At 68.9% G+C, this 16,711-nt stretch carries 14 protein-coding genes and 1 pseudogene; 10 read left to right on the forward strand and 5 right to left on the reverse strand.

Annotated features, from left to right (window positions below; genetic code table 11):
* Window positions 1–17: 17 nt before the first annotated feature.
* Entirely contained in the window at window positions 18–929 is a 912-nt protein-coding gene (locus tag FHX42_RS06655) for a shikimate dehydrogenase (protein WP_182543209.1), read from the reverse strand.
* A 321-nt stretch (window positions 930–1,250) separates the two neighbouring features.
* Between FHX42_RS06655 and FHX42_RS06660 the strand changes: the two genes are divergently transcribed.
* Window positions 1,251–1,925 (forward strand): TetR/AcrR family transcriptional regulator, encoded by a 675-nt coding sequence (locus tag FHX42_RS06660; protein WP_182543210.1) that lies wholly within the window; start codon window positions 1,251–1,253, stop codon window positions 1,923–1,925.
* A gap of 277 nt (window positions 1,926–2,202) precedes the next feature.
* Entirely contained in the window at window positions 2,203–3,573 is a 1,371-nt protein-coding gene (locus tag FHX42_RS06665) for an MFS transporter (RefSeq protein WP_328795932.1), read from the forward strand.
* A gap of 560 nt (window positions 3,574–4,133) precedes the next feature.
* Here FHX42_RS06665 and FHX42_RS06670 read toward each other — a convergent pair.
* The 4 genes and pseudogenes from FHX42_RS06670 to FHX42_RS06685 form a co-directional block, all read right to left on the reverse strand.
* Window positions 4,134–4,434 (reverse strand): annotated as a pseudogene (locus tag FHX42_RS06670) (transposase); the annotation flags it as partial.
* A gap of 296 nt (window positions 4,435–4,730) precedes the next feature.
* The gene (locus FHX42_RS06675) at window positions 4,731–5,102 is read right to left on the reverse strand and encodes a group I truncated hemoglobin (RefSeq protein WP_182543212.1); all 372 of its coding nucleotides are present in this window, start codon (window positions 5,100–5,102) and stop codon (window positions 4,731–4,733) included.
* Window positions 5,103–5,953: 851 nt separating this feature from the next.
* Entirely contained in the window at window positions 5,954–6,403 is a 450-nt protein-coding gene (locus FHX42_RS06680) for a methyltransferase domain-containing protein (protein WP_182543213.1), read from the reverse strand.
* 653 nt (window positions 6,404–7,056) lie between these two features.
* Window positions 7,057–7,611: a PadR family transcriptional regulator gene (locus FHX42_RS06685; protein WP_328795933.1), complete on the reverse strand. Its 555-nt coding sequence runs from the start codon at window positions 7,609–7,611 to the stop codon at window positions 7,057–7,059.
* Between the two features lie 94 nt (window positions 7,612–7,705).
* On the opposite strand from FHX42_RS06685, the gene FHX42_RS06690 reads away from it, so the two are divergent.
* The 8 genes from FHX42_RS06690 to FHX42_RS27685 all read left to right on the forward strand — a co-directional run bounded on the left by FHX42_RS06690 (window position 7,706) and on the right by FHX42_RS27685 (window position 16,625).
* Window positions 7,706–9,286 (forward strand): class I adenylate-forming enzyme family protein, encoded by a 1,581-nt coding sequence (locus tag FHX42_RS06690; RefSeq protein WP_182543214.1) that lies wholly within the window; start codon window positions 7,706–7,708, stop codon window positions 9,284–9,286.
* A 5-nt stretch (window positions 9,287–9,291) separates the two neighbouring features.
* A complete protein-coding gene (locus tag FHX42_RS06695) occupies window positions 9,292–11,757 on the forward strand; it encodes a xanthine dehydrogenase family protein molybdopterin-binding subunit (protein ID WP_328795934.1) in 2,466 nt (821 codons plus the stop codon).
* Window positions 11,758–11,759: 2 nt separating this feature from the next.
* Window positions 11,760–12,539 (forward strand): enoyl-CoA hydratase/isomerase family protein, encoded by a 780-nt coding sequence (locus FHX42_RS06700; RefSeq protein ID WP_182543215.1) that lies wholly within the window; start codon window positions 11,760–11,762, stop codon window positions 12,537–12,539.
* 6 nt (window positions 12,540–12,545) lie between these two features.
* Window positions 12,546–13,454, forward strand: coding sequence for an FAD binding domain-containing protein (locus tag FHX42_RS06705; protein WP_182543216.1), 909 nt, complete (start codon window positions 12,546–12,548; stop codon window positions 13,452–13,454).
* Entirely contained in the window at window positions 13,451–14,770 is a 1,320-nt protein-coding gene (locus FHX42_RS06710; RefSeq protein ID WP_182543217.1) for a xanthine dehydrogenase family Fe-S subunit, read from the forward strand. Before FHX42_RS06705 ends, FHX42_RS06710 begins: the two co-directional genes overlap by 4 nt.
* A gap of 70 nt (window positions 14,771–14,840) precedes the next feature.
* Window positions 14,841–16,118 carry a benzoate/H(+) symporter BenE family transporter gene (locus FHX42_RS06715; RefSeq protein WP_220479574.1) on the forward strand — a complete coding sequence of 426 codons (1,278 nt, stop codon included), beginning with the start codon at window positions 14,841–14,843 and terminating at the stop codon, window positions 16,116–16,118.
* Window positions 16,119–16,166: 48 nt separating this feature from the next.
* Window positions 16,167–16,424 (forward strand): PaaI family thioesterase, encoded by a 258-nt coding sequence (locus tag FHX42_RS27680; protein WP_407926199.1) that lies wholly within the window; start codon window positions 16,167–16,169, stop codon window positions 16,422–16,424.
* 9 nt (window positions 16,425–16,433) lie between these two features.
* Window positions 16,434–16,625 carry a PaaI family thioesterase gene (locus tag FHX42_RS27685; RefSeq protein WP_407926200.1) on the forward strand — a complete coding sequence of 64 codons (192 nt, stop codon included), beginning with the start codon at window positions 16,434–16,436 and terminating at the stop codon, window positions 16,623–16,625.
* The last annotated feature ends 86 nt before the right edge of the window (window positions 16,626–16,711 follow it).

Below are 16,711 nucleotides of genomic sequence, written 5' to 3' on the forward strand. Positions count from 1 at the left end.
CACGGTGGGCAGGGGGCTCAACGGTCTGCATGATCCTCCGCACTTCCTGCCGTTTCGGCTTCGGTGAGTGTTGCGAAATGGCGCAGCATCCGCTCCGCATCGGGATCGGTGCCGGTGAACAGGCGGAAGGCGTCGGCGGCCTGGAAGACCGCCATCCCGCCGCCGTCGAGGACGCGGCAGCCCCGAGCCCGTGCCGTGCGCACGAGTTCGGTGTTCAGCGGGCGATAGACGACGTCGGCCACCCACATCTCCGGCCGGAGCAGCTCGGCCGGGATCGGAAGGCCGGGATGGGCGGCCATCCCGGTGGGAGTGGCGTTGACCAGGCCGTCGGCTCGCCCCACGGCGCTGGCCAGTTCCTCGCCGTCTTCGTCCAGTCTGCCCGCCGTGGCGCGCTCGTCGCCGAAGTGCGCGCACAGCGAGCTCGCCAGTGCCGCGCTGCGGTGCGAGTCGACGTCGAGAACGCGGACCGATCCGGCCTCGAGGGTGAGCAGGGCGTGGGCGACGGCGGCGCCCGCCCCACCGGCGCCGAGCAGCGTCACGTTGCCCAGCGGGGCATCCGGCAGGCCCCGGTCGAGGTTGCGTGCGAAGCCCGACCAGTCGGTGTTGTGGCCGATGGCTCCACCTTCGGTGAGCACCACGGTGTTGACCGCGTTCAGGGCCACGGCGTCGGGGGAGAGCTCGTCGAGATGTTCGAGGACGAGCTGCTTGCACGGGTGCGTGATGTTGAGCCCGTCGTACTCGGCTGTCCGGGCGGCGGCCAGGATGTCGCCGATCGCGGTGGTCGGCATTCCGAGCTCGTCGAGGTCCATCCTGCGGTACAGGTAGCGCAGACCCAGCGCATCGGCCTCCCGCTCGTGCAGGGGCGGGGTCAGCGACGGTCCGATGCCCGAACCGACCAGCCCGACGAGGTAGCCGCTCTTGTCGTTCATGCCCGCACCGTGCCCCTGCCCGTCGCGCGTCGCCTCCGGGAAGCCGGCTCGGCCGTGTGGCGGCGGGGTGCTGCGCGAGCAGTCCTGAGTATCCCGGGGCGGAACCCGGCCGGGGTGAGTGCGCTGGGGGCGAATGTGATCAGGGGCACGGCCCCTCCTTCCGAAGCGGTCACTTATGAACGTACCAGATAGTTAATTAAGTGGGTCCGACGCCGCGGTGCACCGGGGACCGACCTCGTTGCGGCATGCCGGGCGATGGGAGCGGAACAGGGAGCCACTTAGAGTTGGGGAGACCCAGGACCCGTACGCAAAGGGGGACCGGTGGCCGCACCGACGTCCGACGACCCGCCTGCCGGTCCCTCGCCGCACGGCGCGGAGCGGCAGCGCGATCCCGACCGCACCCGGGTCGAGATCCTCGACGTCGCCACCCGCGAATTCTCCGAGCAGGGCTACGCCGGCGCCCGAGTGGACGAGATCGCCGCCAAGACGCGCACGACCAAGCGGATGATCTACTACTACTTCGGCAGCAAGGAACAGCTCTACCTCGCCGTGCTGGAGCGGGCCTACGCCACGATCCGCTCGAGCGAGCAGGAACTCGACATCGAGCACCTGGAACCGGTCGAGGCCATCCGGCGGTTGGCCGAGCTGACCTTCGACCACCACGAGTCGCACCCGGACTTCATCCGGCTGGTCAGCATCGAGAACATCCACGGTGCCAAGCACATCGCGCAGTCGCAGAGCCTGCCGGGGCTGGCGAACCCGGCGCTGGACGTGCTGGCACGCATCCTGGAGCGGGGGCGCGCGGCGGGGGAGTTCCGCGGCGACGTCGACGCTCTCGACGTGCACATGGTGATCAGCGCGTTCTGCGTGTTCCGAACCGCCAACCGGCACACCTTCAACGTGATCTTCGATCGGGACATGTTGGATCCCACGCACCGTGAGCACTACCGCACGATGCTCGGCGACATGGTTCTGGAGTACCTGACCGCCCGCTGAGGGCGTCGGTGAGGACTCTTGACAGAGAGCCCGAGACCCTCCAGGATCCGTGAATTAACTAACTAGTTCATACATAACCGATGCTCGCTGCCCGAACAGGTGACCGCCGACTCCGAGCGGGAAACATCCGCGCCGATCGGCCGCCGTGGCTGTCATCCCCCGGATGCGACAGTGTTCCGAGTCAGCCGACAGCCAGGCATCGGTCCTGCTGGGGGACGGCCGGAACGCCGTCCCGGCGCAGCACTGTCCGGCGACGGCACCAACTACAGGAGTACCTGTGACCGATCACCCCACCGACTCCACGGCGGCACGCATCGCCGAGCACGGCAAGCCCCGCAGAGCCGCGCTCGCCGCCTGGGTCGGCAGCGCACTGGAGTACTACGACTTCTTCATCTACGGCACCGCCGCCGCCCTGGTCTTTCGCGAGATCTTCTTCCCGGCGGCGGATCCGACCACCGGCACGCTGCTGGCCCTGGCGACCTTCGGCGTCGGGTACGTGGCACGCCCCCTCGGAGCGTTCTTCCTCGGACACGTCGGGGACCGGCTGGGGCGCAAGAGGGTGCTGCTGTTCACGCTGATGCTGATGGGTCTGTCGACGTTCCTGGTGGGATGTCTGCCCACCTATCAGGACATCGGCATCCTGGCACCCGTCGCGCTGGTGTTGCTGCGGCTGCTGCAGGGACTGTCGGCGGCCGGTGAGCAGGCCGGCGCGAACTCGATGAGCCTCGAACACTCGCCGGAGCACAAGCGCGCCTACTACACCAGCTTCACCCTCAGCGGGACCCAGGGCGGGCAGATCATCGCCACGGCGGTGTTCCTGCCGGTCGCGGCGCTTCCCGAGGAGCAGCTGCTGACCTGGGGGTGGAGGATCCCGTTCTGGCTCAGCGCCGTGGTCGTGCTGGTCGGGTTCTTCATCCGGCGCAGTCTGGACGAGACACCGGTGTTCCAGGAGGAGGTCTCGCGCACCGAGACGACGCGGAACCAACTGCCGATGGCCGTGCTCTTCCGCGATCACTGGACCGCGGTGCTGCGCATCGTCGTCGCCGCCGTCATCGCCTCGGTGAGCACGATCTTCACCGTCTACGCCCTGAACTACGCGGTCAACACCGTCGGCCTGGACCGCACGTTCATGCTGTGGGTGGGGGTGCTGGCCAACACCGCGGCGCTGGTAGCGATCCCGCTGTGCGCCAAGCTGGCCGACCGGATCGGGCGCAAGCCGGTGTTCATCGCCGGGTCGCTGGGCAGCGCGGTGCTGATGTTCGCCTACCTGTGGTCGATCTCGATGGGCAACTACCCGCTGATCATGATTTCCGGCATCCTCATGTTCGGTGTCGTCTACAGCGCCACCAACGCGATCTGGCCCTCCTTCTACGGCGAGATGTTCCCCACCCGGGTCCGGCTGTCGGGCATGGCGATCGGCACGCAGATCGGCTTCGCGATCGCCGGGTTCATGCCCAGCATCGCGGTCTGGGCGACCGGCACCGGCGAGAACAGTTGGCTCGGCGTCTCGTTGTTCGTCGCGGGCCTGTGCCTGGTCAACGTGATCGCGGTGGCCTCCGGGCGGGAGACCTACAAGGTCCCCACCGCCGAACTCGGGAAGAAACCGGCCGAGAAGCCGGGCCGGGAGTCGGTTTCGGCGACGGTCTGAACCGTCCGGTTCGACGAGGAACGGGCCCGTCGCAGCACCCGGCTGCGGCGGGCCGGTTCCGTCCCGGCAGTCGTAAACCGCCGGCGTCGCGGGCACGTCGAAAAGCCCTCAGTGGTGAAGGGCTTCTCGTGCGTGCGGCGTCGGCGGGGAGCCGGCTGCGGACAGCGGTGGCGCACCGGTACGGCAGAAGCGAGCTTCCCCCGGCTGTTCGGAGGGCCTGGCGAGACCCGGTGGGTTCGCGGATCGGTGGACTGGACCCTGCAGGGACTGATCAGGGCATTGTCAACGGTCTGCGGGCCACTTCCGCGCCGTGACCAGACTCCAAGGATCGCTGAATTCGCCTCGCTGCTGATGACAGGTGCCAGCCGAGGACTGTCGGAGCAACGGTGGGTCCGGGGCTCGGTCTGACACGCCGAGCAGGTGCTCGGTGGGAAAGATCGAGCGCAGCCGACGTATCGGTCTTGCGACTGAGGCACCGGGTCAGCCCCCGATCACGAGCCGTTTGCGCTGGTGGGGGTGGGGCGTAGTGGTCGGGTCCGGCTCCGACGCGTTATTGCCCCGATCATGCCCCGGGTGCCGAGTTCATCCAGCACCACCCGGTGCAGCCGCCGCCACAACCCCGCCTGGAGTCCACTCGACACACCGCCGACGCGCCGTGGGCACCGTGACCGGAGAACGACGGAGGCAGGCGTCGCCAGGCGCACCCGCTGGTCAGCACGAACACGATCGCGGTGCACACGGCACGGTCCTCCACCCGCGCACGCCCTCCACCTCGCGGACGCGACGGACCAGCGGAATCAGCGGCTCCGCCAGCTCCCACAGCTCATCCGGGACCAACCGACGCGGCACCGCATCAACCATCAACCCCGACCGTAATCACCCAGCCACTCCACACCACATGAGACACGCTCCAAGCACTCCCAGGAAAGCCAGAGAACGAGAACCAACTCGAGCAACCCGGATGGAGCAACGTCATCGACCGGGGCGGCGGAACGGAGAGCCGAAACGATACCCAAGGGCTGGTTCCGCCGCGCGGTGCTGTCGACGGTGGTTTCCGCGGAACCGGCCCTCGCCTCCGGACGAAACGGGCTCCGTCGAGCAACACCGGAGTGCCCCGGCCTCCGTCCCCCCGGGCTCCTCTCGCGGAAGTGCGCGACTCACGTGGGCGAGGGGGCCGTCGAGATGACGTCCCTCGCCAACGGGGCGATGGCGAACAGGGTTTCGCTGATCACGTGGTCGGCCACCTCGGTCTCGTGCAGCGCGTCGGCCAGGTATCCGATGACCAGGTCGTACTCCTCGTGGTAAATACCGCGCTGCTGGTGAAGCTGCTTCGCGAGCTCCCACCGATGGCTTCCGGGGCCTCCGAGGGCCGCTGTGAAGGCCTCCGTCTGGTACTCGCTCAACTCCTCCATGTCGTCCTCGTGGAAGAACCCCGCCAATCGCTTGTCGGCGAGCACCTTCCCGTAGAACCGGGTGACGACCTCTCCGACAGTGGACTCGCCGCCGATTTCCTCGTAGAGCGTGCTCATCACTACCTCCAGGAGGGGATGTTGACTTCCCCCAAGGAGACATGTCGCGCTTTGCGCTCTTGTGAGGAGACGGTAAATACCAGCTTATCCGGAACCGTATTCGGGAGGTGAGCGAGAACGTCGGGCGGTGAGCGCCCCTTGCCGGAACCCGCATCGGACTCTCACGCGCGGAGACCGTCCTCGTGTTCTCCCGGCTCGCACCGTGGACGGGGCCAGATCCGCTGCTACGCCTCCACGCGCGGAGTCGGCCGTGAAGCGGACGTTCGGGTGTTCGGTTGTCGCCGCTGCGGGAGCCCTCGGCCCGCGGAGCGGGCGTCGTTCGGATTTCCGCTGCGCTTACCTCCCCGAACCGGCCGGACCCGGCCCACCGATGGCGGGACGCGGGTTCCCGGCGGGAAGCGTCGCAACGGTCGTCCGAACTCCGCCGGTCGCTGCCGCACGTGCTGCTGGAAGGCACCGCGATCAGCACCGACCGGCTGAGCGAGATGACCACCAGTGTCCAGGGAACGATCAGCGATCTGCGGTACTCCGGCAGGCACCGCGCTCCGAGCGTCGTCGGCGCCGAACGCGGCTCCACCCTGCTCGCCCAACGCTGGCGCACGCTGCGGAGCGTTACCGCCAGTCCCGGAGGAAACCGACGTCGTCGAAGCCGACCTCACTCCGGACCCCCTCGAACGCTGCACGCCATCAAATCAGCTGGGATCGTCTCGTCGGCTCCATTGCGGTCTTGGAGACCAAGGCGATAACGAGACCGCGATGATGCGGGGTGTGCGCTCCCTCGCCCGGTGCGCAGCGGTTCGGCGGGCCGAGAACGTCAGGTCTTCGCCGCCGCCCGCGTCCGTCCCCGCTCGTTATCGGTTTTCTGCTTCGTCATCGGTGTCGTGGTCGGCCGGGTCGGTGGTCGCGTGGCTCGTCGAGGTCGCGATCGCCGGTGTCCACTCGGGTGGTTTGGTGGCGGTGAGCCGTTCGATGGTTCCGAGGCGGTGGTGTCGCTGGTGGACGATGGTGAAGCCGGTGTCGCGGACCAGCGGGGCGACGTGGCGCAGGTGGGCGTCCTGGACTCCTCGTTGGGTGGAGAGCCGTTCGAGGAGGCGTTGGGCCGTCCGGACCGGGCGGTGGGGGCTGGCGACGTGGCCGAGCAGTACCAGGTGTCCGCCGGGGCGCAGGACGCGGTGCGTCTGCGTGAGCGCGGCCCGGTCGTCGGGGATGGCGCGCTCGTAGTGGCGCGTGTCGGAGTCGTAGTGCGGTGCGTAGACGTCGTGCTGGCGGCGTGCTCGCGAGGTCGCGTCCCGCTCGGTCATCGATGGTCCTTGCCGGACCGAGGGGCTGTTCGTCGCTGTGCTCGTGGGGTTGTCCATCGTGCTTCTTCCGGGAGGACTGGCGGAGTTCGCCGCGGTGACCGAAGCGGAGCTCGCGGGGCGGCCGGTGGTGCGACTCGACGATACTGAGCCGGGCGTTCAGCGATCGTTGGTGAGTGTCTCGGGACGCGGAACGAGGCGTGGGCGGCCACCGCTTCCGGTGACCGGCAATGCACGGTGCGTCCTGCGAGGGCGGGATTTCGCCCCACTCGGTCCGGCGCCGGGGCAGGTCTTCGGCCCGGGGGCTGAACCGGGTCGGAGACCCGTGGCAGCTCGTGGTCGATGCCGAAGAGATCGGGGAGATCTCTCGCCGCGAGGGGGCGGTGCCGTCGAAGGCGCCTGGCCCGGACGGTGGGCTCGTGCCCCTTCGGCTCGCACCAGCTGCGAATCGAGGCCGGTGAGCGGTTGGTCGCGCTGCTGGACGAACAAGGGCGGGCGCTGCTGGTGTGCCTGCGACGAGTCTCCTCAAGACTGTTGCGCGACGCAGCGGGGCCGGTGTGCTGGCATCCCCTCCCTCGTTGGCACCAACCGCGTACCTCCTCGACGCGAAGGCGGATCGCGCGGAGTGCGGCACGGTTCCCACGGGTGGCGGGCCCCTACGACGTTCCGGACCGTTCGTGCTCGGTCTGCTCGACGAGTGATCGCCAGAACCGCAGCGCCGCGTACTCCATCTCGAGGCCGAGTTCGAGAGTGACCATGCGCGAGGCGATCTCGGGGTTACTGCCGAAGCGCTGCTTCATCCCCTCGTACTCGGCGATGCGTTCCTCGTGCTGCTTGACCTGGTCGTGAGCGAGCCGCGCGATGTCCTCGGGATCGGCGAGCTCGTTGAAGAACAGCTTGATCTCGGCGATGTCGCGGAGCTCGAAGTGCTGGTGGGTGGGTTCGGCCAGCCAGGCCCGGAGAACTCGAAGCCCTTCGTCGGTGATCGTGAACGTCTTGCGGCGCCGCCCCGTGCCCTCCTCGCTCACCCTCAGCAAGCCGAGCTGTTCGAGACGTTTGGGTTCGGAGTACAGCTGCGCGTGGGGAAAGTGCCAGAAGTAGCCGACCGAGTGGCCGATAGCGCGTTTGAGGTCGTACGAGGTCGAGGGGCCTCGCATCGCGACCATCCCCAGGACGACGTACGAGGTCGTCGAAAACCGAGCCGTTGACACGCCCCAAAGCGTACCGTATGTTCCTGACCATCTGAAACAGATGGTCTGTTGCATATGGTCGTTTCCGTATCATTGTTGCGGTGGAGGGACGGGTATGGACCTCGGAACAGTGCTGAGATGGACCGCCGAGCGCTACCCTCGGCATCGCGCGGTCGGCGGAAAGTACCCCTTGACATATGCCCAGTGGGACGTCCGCACCGACAGGCTGGCCCGCGTGCTGGCCGAGCTCGGCGTGCGGCCGGGCGACCGGGTCGCGTTCCTGCTGGCCGGGGGAGAACCGATGGCCAGCCTGCACCTCGCGGCGCAGAAACTCGGCGCCGCCTCAGTGCCGCTGTCGATCCGCTTCGGCGCGGAGGAACTGGCCTACTGCCTGCGTGATGCGGCACCGGCTCTGCTGGTCACCGATGCCAGCACGACCGATACCGCCGAGGCGGCCCTGTCGGACGAGCGACCGTTGGCCCGCGCCCACGCCGGTGAGCCCGCCGAGGCACCGCCCGGTGTCCGTCCGATCGAGCGGGTGGCCGCGGACGAGCCCGGCGGTGCGCTGAACACCCGGGTCTCGGAGGGCGACATCAGCGTGATGCTCTACACCTCGGGCACCACGGGAAAGCCCAAGGGCGTGCCGCGCACGCACTCGGCCGAGCATCAGGCGGCGGTGGCCCACCTGCTGCAGAGCAGGCAGGGGCCGTTCGCCACGACGCTGGGTGTGATGCCGATGTTTCACACGATGGGTCTGCGCAGCCTGCTGGCCAGTGTGATCAGCGCCGGAACCTGGGTGCCCCAGGTGCGGTTCTCCCCGGAGGAGACCCTGGAGCTGATCACCAGGGAAGATGTCTCGGCGCTGTACCTCGTACCGACGATCTACTGGGGGCTGCTGCGGACCGGGCGTCTGGCGGAGGCGACGAGCGTGCGCAAGCTGGCTTACGCGGGCGCGTCGATGACACCGACCCTGGCTGAACAGCTCACCGGCGCACTCGCTCCCGAGGTGTTCATCAACCACTTCGGCAGCACGGAGATCTACACCTTCACCATCGGCCCGGACGTCGCGGCCAAACCCGGGTGCGCGGGCAGGGCCGGCGTCTTCACCCGGGTCCGCCTGGTCGATCCGGAGCCGGGCGCGTCGCCCTCCGACGTCGTGGGGGAGGGCGAGCAGGGTCAGATCGCGATCTCGATGGACTCCCCGGAGGCGTTCGGCGGGTACTGGAACCGGCCCGATGCCGACGCGAAGTCCATTCGGGACGGCTGGTACTTCCCGGGGGACCTGGCCACGGCCGACGAGGACGGGGACCTGTGGGTGGCCGGCCGCGTGGACGACATGATCAATTCCGGGGGCGAGAACATCTACCCGTGCGAGATCGAGGAGACCCTGGACCGCTGCCCGGCGGTGGCCGACGTCGTGGTCGCCGGCCTTCCCGACGACCGCTGGGGTCAGGCCGCGACGGCCTTCTTCGTACCCGCCCCCGGAATGACTCCGCAGCACGCGGCCACCGTGCTGGCGCATTTCGTGCGCGAGCAGTCCGGGTTGCCGTCGCTGAAGCGGCCCAAGCGCCTGATCGCCGTCGAGCGGATCCCGAAATCAGCCGTCGGCAAGACCCTGCGCCGTGAACTGACCACGGGCAATTACGCACCACTGGCCGAGGCCCCGTCCGAGGCCATGACCCCTTCGCGCAGGTGAATACCGTGACCGATCCGAGCGAACCTCCCACTGGCGATGGCGGAGGACGCGGGCAGCGTTCCACGGCGCGCGTGGAGGACCCGGCTCTGCTGTGCGGCCGGGGCCGCTTTCTCGACGATCTCGATCCGCTGCCCGGAACCCTGACCGCGGCGATCGTGCGCAGCCCCCATCCGCACGCGAGGCTTCGCAGCGTGCACCTCGAGCGAGCGCGGGCGCATCCGGGTGTCGCTGCCGTCATCGGGCCCGAAGAGGTGACCGCGGCACTGCATCCGTTCCCGCTGTCGCTGAAGACACCGATGCCGTACTACCCGACCGCGACGGACAAGACCCGGTTCGTCGGTGAGCCGGTGGCGGTAGTCGTGGCCAGCGATCGCTACGTCGCCGAGGACGCGGCCGAGTTGGTAGAGGTCGATTACGAGCCGCTGCCGGCAGTGGTGGACACCGACAAGGCCCTCGACCCCGGAGCCCCCAAACTGCACGAGCAGGCCGAGGGCAACGTCGCCACCGACCGGACGTTTCACTTCGGGCCCGTGGACGAGACGTTCGACCGCGCCGACCGGGTGGTCACCGCCGAGTACGAGTTTCCCCGCTACTCCTCCACGCCGATGGAGTGCTACTCGGTGGTCGCCGAGTGGCACGACGAGGTCGACGGGCCCGCGATCACCGCGTGGGCGAACTTCCACGGCCCGTTCTCGATGGTGCCCGTGCTGGCCGGAGCGCTGGGTGTTCCCACTTCGCGCGTGCGGCTGCACGTCCCGGCCGACAACGGCGGCAGCTTCGGCATCAAGGCCGGTATCTACCCGTACGTCGCGCTGCTGGCCCTGGCCAGCAGACACGCGGGACGGCCGGTGCGATGGACCGAGGACCGCATCGAGCACCTGCTGGCGAGCTCGGCCGGTTCGGACCGATCGATGCGTTTCGAGGCGGCGGTCTCCGACGACGGACGCATCGAGGCGCTGCGGGCGGATCTCGTCGACAACGTGGGCGCTTACCTGCGCCCGCCCGAGCCCAGCACGCTGTATCGCTGCTTCGGCAACATCACGGGCGCCTACCGGATCGGCGCCGTACAGATCCGCTCCCGTGCCGTGGTCAGCAACAAGACACCGACCGGGCTCAACCGCGGGTTCGGTGGACAGCAGCTCTACTTCGGTCTGGAGCGGCTGATCGACACCATCGCCCACGCCCGTGGCATCGACGCGGCGGAACTGCGCCGCCGCAACTTCGTGCAAGCCGACGAATTTCCCTACAGCACCCCGACCGGTGGCATCTACGACTCGGGAGACTATCCGCAGGCCTTCGAGAAAGTCCTCGAGAACGCCGACTACACCGCGCTGCGGCAACGCCAACGGGAGGCGCGTGAGCGCGGCGAGTACTTCGGCATCGGGATGGCCAGCGTGGTGGATCCCTCCGCGACCAACATCGGCTACGTCGGTCTGGCCACCCCGGCCGAGAACCGGCCACCCGGTCGCGGCAAGTCCGGCTCCACCGAGCACGTCCGCGTCAGCGTGGACCTCAACGGCGTGGTCTCCGTTCTGCTCGGCACCGTGCCGCAGGGTCAAGGGCATGCCACGGTGGCACAGCAGATCGTCGCCGAGCAGCTCGGCCTGCAGCGGGACCAGGTCCGCCCCGTGGTCGAGATGGACACCGCCACCACGCCGTGGACGGTCAGCTCCGGCAGCTACTCGTCGCGTTTCGCACCGTTGCTCACCAGCGCCCTGGTGGAGGCCGCCGAACGACTGGCGGTCACAGTGCGGCTGGCCGGGGCGACGATGCTCGACGCGGATCCCGAGGAGTTGGAGCTTGCCGACGGACGGGTCCGGGTTCGTGATGATCCCGAGCGCGCCGTGGCGTTCCGCCACGCCGCCGGCCTGGTGCACTGGGACCCCGGCTCGTTGCCGGAAGGAGCTTCGGCCCGGCTCTACGAGGAGGCGGCGTTCACTCCGCCGGAGTCCAAGGCGGCCAACCAGAACGACCAGATCAACTCCAGCCTGTGCTACGGCTTCGTCGCCGAACTCGTGGTGTGCCGCATCGAGCCCGACACCCGCGAGATCACTCTCGAACACGTGTCCACCGTGCACGATCCGGGCACGATCCTGAACGAGACGCTCCTCGAAGGCCAGATCCACGGCGCGCTGGCGCACGCCATCGGGGGCGCGCTGTACGAGGAGATGCGCTACTCCGAGTCCGGCCAGCCCACATCGGCGACGTTCATGGACTACCTGTGCCCCACGGCGGCCGAGACCACCTACGCGCTCGACAGCGACCACGTGCAGACCCCGTCCCCGGTGACGCGGCTCGGCGCCAAGGGCTCCGGTGAGGGCAGCTCGATGAGCCTGCCGGTGGCCATCGCCAACGCGGTCTCGGACGCGCTCGCGCCCCACGGCATCGAGATCACCAGCCTGCCCCTGCACGGCAACGTCATCCACCAGCTACTCACCGAGGAAATCCCGGCAACGGAAGGAATCCACTGATCATGGCACTCACCGGAGGCGAGATCCGGCTCGACCGCGGCCACGAGGGGCGAGTGGCCTACCTGACCCTCGATCACGGCGAGTACAACGTCATCACCTGGGAAACCCGCAACGTGATGGCCGACCGGTTCGCCGAGGTCGACGCCGACGACACCGTCCAGCTCGTGGTCATTCGCGGCGAGGGCGAGCACTTCTCGTCCGGGGGTGACATCGCCGGGTTCATGGAGGTCGAACCGGTCGACTTCACCGACCTCGGACACCACGTCACGGCCCCGGCCCGCAGCCCCAAACCGGTGATCACCGCCGTGGACGGTTACTGCTTCGGCGTCGGCTTCGAACTCGCCCTGTCCTCGGACATCCGACTGGCCACCGCGCGCAGCCAGTTCGCCCTGCCCGAGATGAACCTCGGGATGATCCCCGGATCCGGCGGTACCCAGCGGCTGGCTCGGCTGATCGGGCTCTCGCGGGCCAAGTACCACGTACTCACCGCCGAGCGCATCAGCGCCGAGCAGGCCGGCGACTGGGGCCTGCTGGCAGGCGTCACCGAGGACCGCGCCGCCCTGGACGGCGAGGTCGAACGCCTCGTGGCCAAGATGCTCGGCTTCTCGCCGCTGGCGGCGCGTACCGCCAAGGAAGTGCTCGACCGCGGTGCTGACGGCCCGCTGTACACCGGCATCGAGCTGGAGCGCAAGGCCTACTCGATGCTGCGGGCCAGCCACGACTTCGCCGAGGGCGTCGCGGCGTTCAACGACAAGCGCACCCCGAAGTTCCGGGGGCGGTGAGAGTCGATGAAAGCCGCCCCCTTCGCCTACGTGCGTCCCACCAGACTCGAGGACGCCGTGAACGAACTCGCCGGCAGTGACGGCGGCGGGAAGGTCCTCGCCGGAGGGCAGTCGTTGGTGCCCGTCCTGGCGATGCGGCTGGCCCGGCCCGAGAAGCTGGTGGACATCACCACGGTAGAGGGACTCGACCAACTCCGGAGCACCGGTGACTCGCTCGAGGTCGCGGCGATGGTCCGGCAGCGACGAGTGGAACACGACCGGGCGACCGATTCGGTGCCGTTGTTGCGCATGGCCCTGCCGTGGGTGGGGCATCGGGAGCTGCGCAGTCGCGGAACCGTGTGCGGCAGCCTCGCGCACGCCGATCCGGCTGCTGAGATCCCTGCTGTGGCGGCCTGCCTGAACGCCCGGATCACGTTGACCAGTCCGCGCGGTACGCGCCAGGTACCGGCGCGGGAGTTCTTCACCGGTGCCATGACCACGGCTCTCGGTTCCGAGGACATCCTCACCGCCATCCGGTTTCCCGTCGCGACCGACGGTGAGGGCTTCGGGTTCGCCGAGATCGCACGCCGACACGGGGACTTCGCCCTGGCAGGTGTTGCCGTGCGCGTCGCGGTTTCCGGTGAGCGGGTCCGCGAGGCGACGCTCACGGCGTTCGGGGTCTCCGACCGCCCGGTCACCCGCGACGTCAGTACCGAGCTCGCTTCGGCCGTCAGCGCGTCCGGACAGGACGGTGTTCGGCTGGCCGCGCGGCTGCCCGAGCCCTTGGCCGATATCGCGCAGGGCATGGTCGACACCGACGGAGACGCGCACGGTTCCCGGGACTACCGGCGCCGGCTGTTCGTGACGCTGTCCGGTCGGGAACTGGCCAAGGCCCACGACCGTGCCCTCCGGGGCATCAACGGGGATAACCCATGACCACCAGCGAAAACACCCACGACACCGCGCGGTCGGCGGACCGCCGGGAAGGCAAGCCCCGGCCGGTGAGCGCAGGTGCAGACGAGCCGGTGGAGGTCCGGCTGTCCGTCAACGGCACCCCGGCCGTGTTGCGGCTGCCGCCTCGGCACACCTTGGCGGACGCACTGCGCGACCACCTCGGCCTCACGGGGACCCACCTGGGATGCGAGCACGGCGTGTGCGGCATGTGCACGGTGATGGTCGACGGGGAGGCCGCACGCGCCTGCCTGCTGTTCGCCTGCCAGCTCGACGGATCCGACGTGGTCACCGTCGAGGGCTTGGGGCGTCCGGACGACCTGCACCCGTTGCAGGAGTCCTTCGGCCACCACCACGCACTGCAGTGCGGTTTCTGCACGCCGGGCTTCCTGATGAGCTCCTACGACCTGCTCTCGCACAAGCCGGGCATCGCCGAGGAGGAAATCCCGGAGGAGCTCTCCGGCGTGATCTGCCGGTGCACGGGCTACCGCAACATCGTCTCGGCCGTGTCCGAGACGAGTCGTGAACACCCTGAAGGGGTTCCGGAACCCGGCAACTGCGCCCACCGCGCACTCGTCGGCCGCGCGGGTGGACAGGCGGCCGGCTTGCCGGGCGGTGCTGAGGGAGTCTCCGATACGCAACGAGCCGATGCCGCCTCCCAGGATGTGGAGATCGTGCTGCCGGACTCCGATCCGACGGTGTCCGTCGAGGTCACCACGGATCTGGACGTGCCGTTCGAGAAAGTGTGGCGCGTCCTCGACGACGTCCACCTGCTCGCGACCTGCCTGCCCGGCGCCGAACTCACCGACGACCTCGGCAACGAGCACTACACCGGACGCGCCCGCGTCGCGGTGGGACCGATCAAGCTCTCGTTCACCGGCGTCGCGCACATCACCGAGCACGACCGGGAATCCGGAAGAATCCGAGTGCTCGCCCAAGGCCAGGACACCGGCGGTGCGCAGACGCAGGCCGACCTCACTCTGGTGGCCGAGTCCACCGAGACCGGCACGCGGCTGCAGGCCGACGCCGCCGTGTACCTCACCGGCCGGATCGCCCAATTCGGGCGGGCACTCGCCGGTGACATCAGCCGCCGCATGTTCGAGCAGTTCGCCGACTCCGTGAAGCAGGCGGCCACCTCCGGCCAAGCACCGACCACTCCGGCGGGAGCGCCGAGCGCCTTGCGCCTGGTCGCCGGCACCCTCGCCACCCGGATCCGTCGGGTGCTGCGTCACATCGGTCTCGGGAAAGGGAACTCCCGCCGCGGCGGGACACCGACGGACGGCTTCCGCCAAGCGGGGTGAGGAACGGGCCGTACGCGCGAGGACCTCGACGCGCACCGGTGGGCCGAAAACCGACTCAAGGAGCACATCGATGAGCAGCTCTCCTCCGGTAGCGCCCCCACGTGCCGGCACAGACGATCGACTCGTCGAACGGGGGCCGGGGATACGCAGCGGCTTGCGGGACCTGCCCGCGCACCTGAATCTCTCCACGGTGGGCGCGGCCGTGGTCGCTACCGTGTTCGGCTGTACCGGACCCGCGCTGATCATCATCAACGGGGCGGGAGACGCGGGTCTCTCGGCCTCCCAGACCGCGTCCTGGATCTTCGGGATCTACGTGTTCGGCGGTCTGAACTCCCTGCTGCTCGCGCTCTACTACAAGCAGCCCGTAGTAGGAGCGTGGAGTATTCCCGGTGCGGTGCTCGTAGTGGATGCGCTCGGCACCTTCACCTTGGGTGAGCTCGTCGGGGCGTACCTGGTGAGCGGCGCCTCGGTGGTCCTGCTCGCACTGACCGGAGCGCTCCGCCGGGTGATGACCTGGCTGCCTGGTCCCATCATCATGGCCATGATCGCCGGCGCGCTCGTCGAGTTTGCGATCGGTGTCGTCGAGGCCGGGCGCGCCGCCCCCTGGATCGTGGCCTCCGCACTGGTCGGCTACCTGCTCGTGGCGCGGTTCGGCAAGAAGGTCCCGGGCGTCGTTGGTGCGCTCGTGGCCGGCGTGGTGGCCGCCGGGTCGACGGGTGCGTTCGTGGGACTCGACCCGGGTACCCGGCTCGCCGTGCCGGCACTCGTCGTGCCCACGTTCGACTGGGGAGCGGTCCTGGCCGTCTCCGTACCGTTGACCGTGCTCGTCATCGGGGCCGAGAACGCGCAGGCGACCGGGGCGCTGATGGCCGCGAGCTACCGTCCACCGATCAACTCCATGTCGTTGCTCAGCGGCCTCAGCGGGCTGGCCGCGGCAGGATTCGGGGGGCACACGGCCAACATCGCGGGTCCTATGACCGCCATCTGCACGTCCCGCGATGCCGGTCCCGAGGCGGGGCGTTACGCGGCGGCCGTGCTCAACGGGATCCTGTTCATCGCCTTCGGGGTGGTTTCGGGCGTTGCCGTCGCGTTCGTCACCGCGCTCCCGGTCGAACTCGTCACCTCCGTCGCCGGGTTGGCGATGATCACGGTCCTGCTGTCGTCCTTCCAAGGTGCTTTCGGTAGCTCCCGGTTCCAGATCGGGGCGTTCTTCGCGCTCGTCATCGCCATGAGCGGAGTCAGCATCGCGGGTATCTCCAGTCCTTTCTGGGCTCTGCTCGGCGGTGTGACGGCGTCCCTGCTGCTCGAGTTCGACCAGTTCAGGGATCGCGCCGATCACTCCGACTGAGCGGTGCGGGAACGGGAGCGGTCTTCCGAACAGTCGAGAGGAGATCGGATGTCTGCGGTCGAGGAGGACGGCGCGACACACGGCAGCGCCGTCGAGCAGCTCAGGGAGGCGCTGTCCGGAACGGAGCAGCTCGTCGTCCGGATGGGTCTGGAGATCACGGCGTGGAACCCAGATCACCTGGTCGGCACCCTGCCGGTGGCCGGTAACCGTCAGCCCTACGGGTTGCTGCATGGTGGGGCGAACGCGGTCCTGGCCGAGACGCTCGGCTCGATCGCCGCGGCGCTGCACACCGGGGCGAGTCGGTAAGCCCTGAGCGTGGATCTGTCCTGCACGCACCATAGGCCGCCCGCCGACCAGCGGATGATCGGGGCCGCGACACCGTTGCACCGGGGACGCGACCTCGCCACCTACGAGATCACGCTCAACGACGAAGACGGAAACCGCACGTGCACCGCACGACTGACCTGCGTGCTCCGGGAACACCCCTCCCATCGCCACCCGTCGTGAGAAACGCGTTCGGTGGAGCGCCATCAATGGGCAGGAGGCAGGACGGTGTTGGCGAGGGCGACGGGGACGGCAGTGCCGCCCCCAAC

The organism is Halosaccharopolyspora lacisalsi (genome assembly GCF_014137975.1).
GTDB classification, from domain to species: Bacteria; Actinomycetota; Actinomycetes; order Mycobacteriales; family Pseudonocardiaceae; genus Halosaccharopolyspora; species Halosaccharopolyspora lacisalsi.

Bases quoted from the DNA above. Each gene is read 5' to 3' on its own strand.
- FHX42_RS06655 (WP_182543209.1), bottom strand. From the start codon at position 929: ATGAACGACAAGAGCGGCTACCTCGTCGGGCTGGTCGGTTCGGGCATC.
- FHX42_RS06675 (WP_182543212.1), bottom strand. From the start codon at position 5,102: ATGAGCACGCTCTACGAGGAAATCGGCGGCGAGTCCACTGTCGGAGAG.
- FHX42_RS06680 (WP_182543213.1), bottom strand. From the start codon at position 6,403: ATGACCGAGCGGGACGCGACCTCGCGAGCACGCCGCCAGCACGACGTC.
- FHX42_RS06690 (WP_182543214.1), top strand. From the start codon at position 7,706: ATGGACCTCGGAACAGTGCTGAGATGGACCGCCGAGCGCTACCCTCGG.
- FHX42_RS06700 (WP_182543215.1), top strand. From the start codon at position 11,760: ATGGCACTCACCGGAGGCGAGATCCGGCTCGACCGCGGCCACGAGGGG.
- FHX42_RS06705 (WP_182543216.1), top strand. From the start codon at position 12,546: ATGAAAGCCGCCCCCTTCGCCTACGTGCGTCCCACCAGACTCGAGGAC.
- FHX42_RS06710 (WP_182543217.1), top strand. From the start codon at position 13,451: ATGACCACCAGCGAAAACACCCACGACACCGCGCGGTCGGCGGACCGC.
- FHX42_RS06715 (WP_220479574.1), top strand. From the start codon at position 14,841: ATGAGCAGCTCTCCTCCGGTAGCGCCCCCACGTGCCGGCACAGACGAT.
- FHX42_RS27680 (WP_407926199.1), top strand. From the start codon at position 16,167: ATGTCTGCGGTCGAGGAGGACGGCGCGACACACGGCAGCGCCGTCGAG.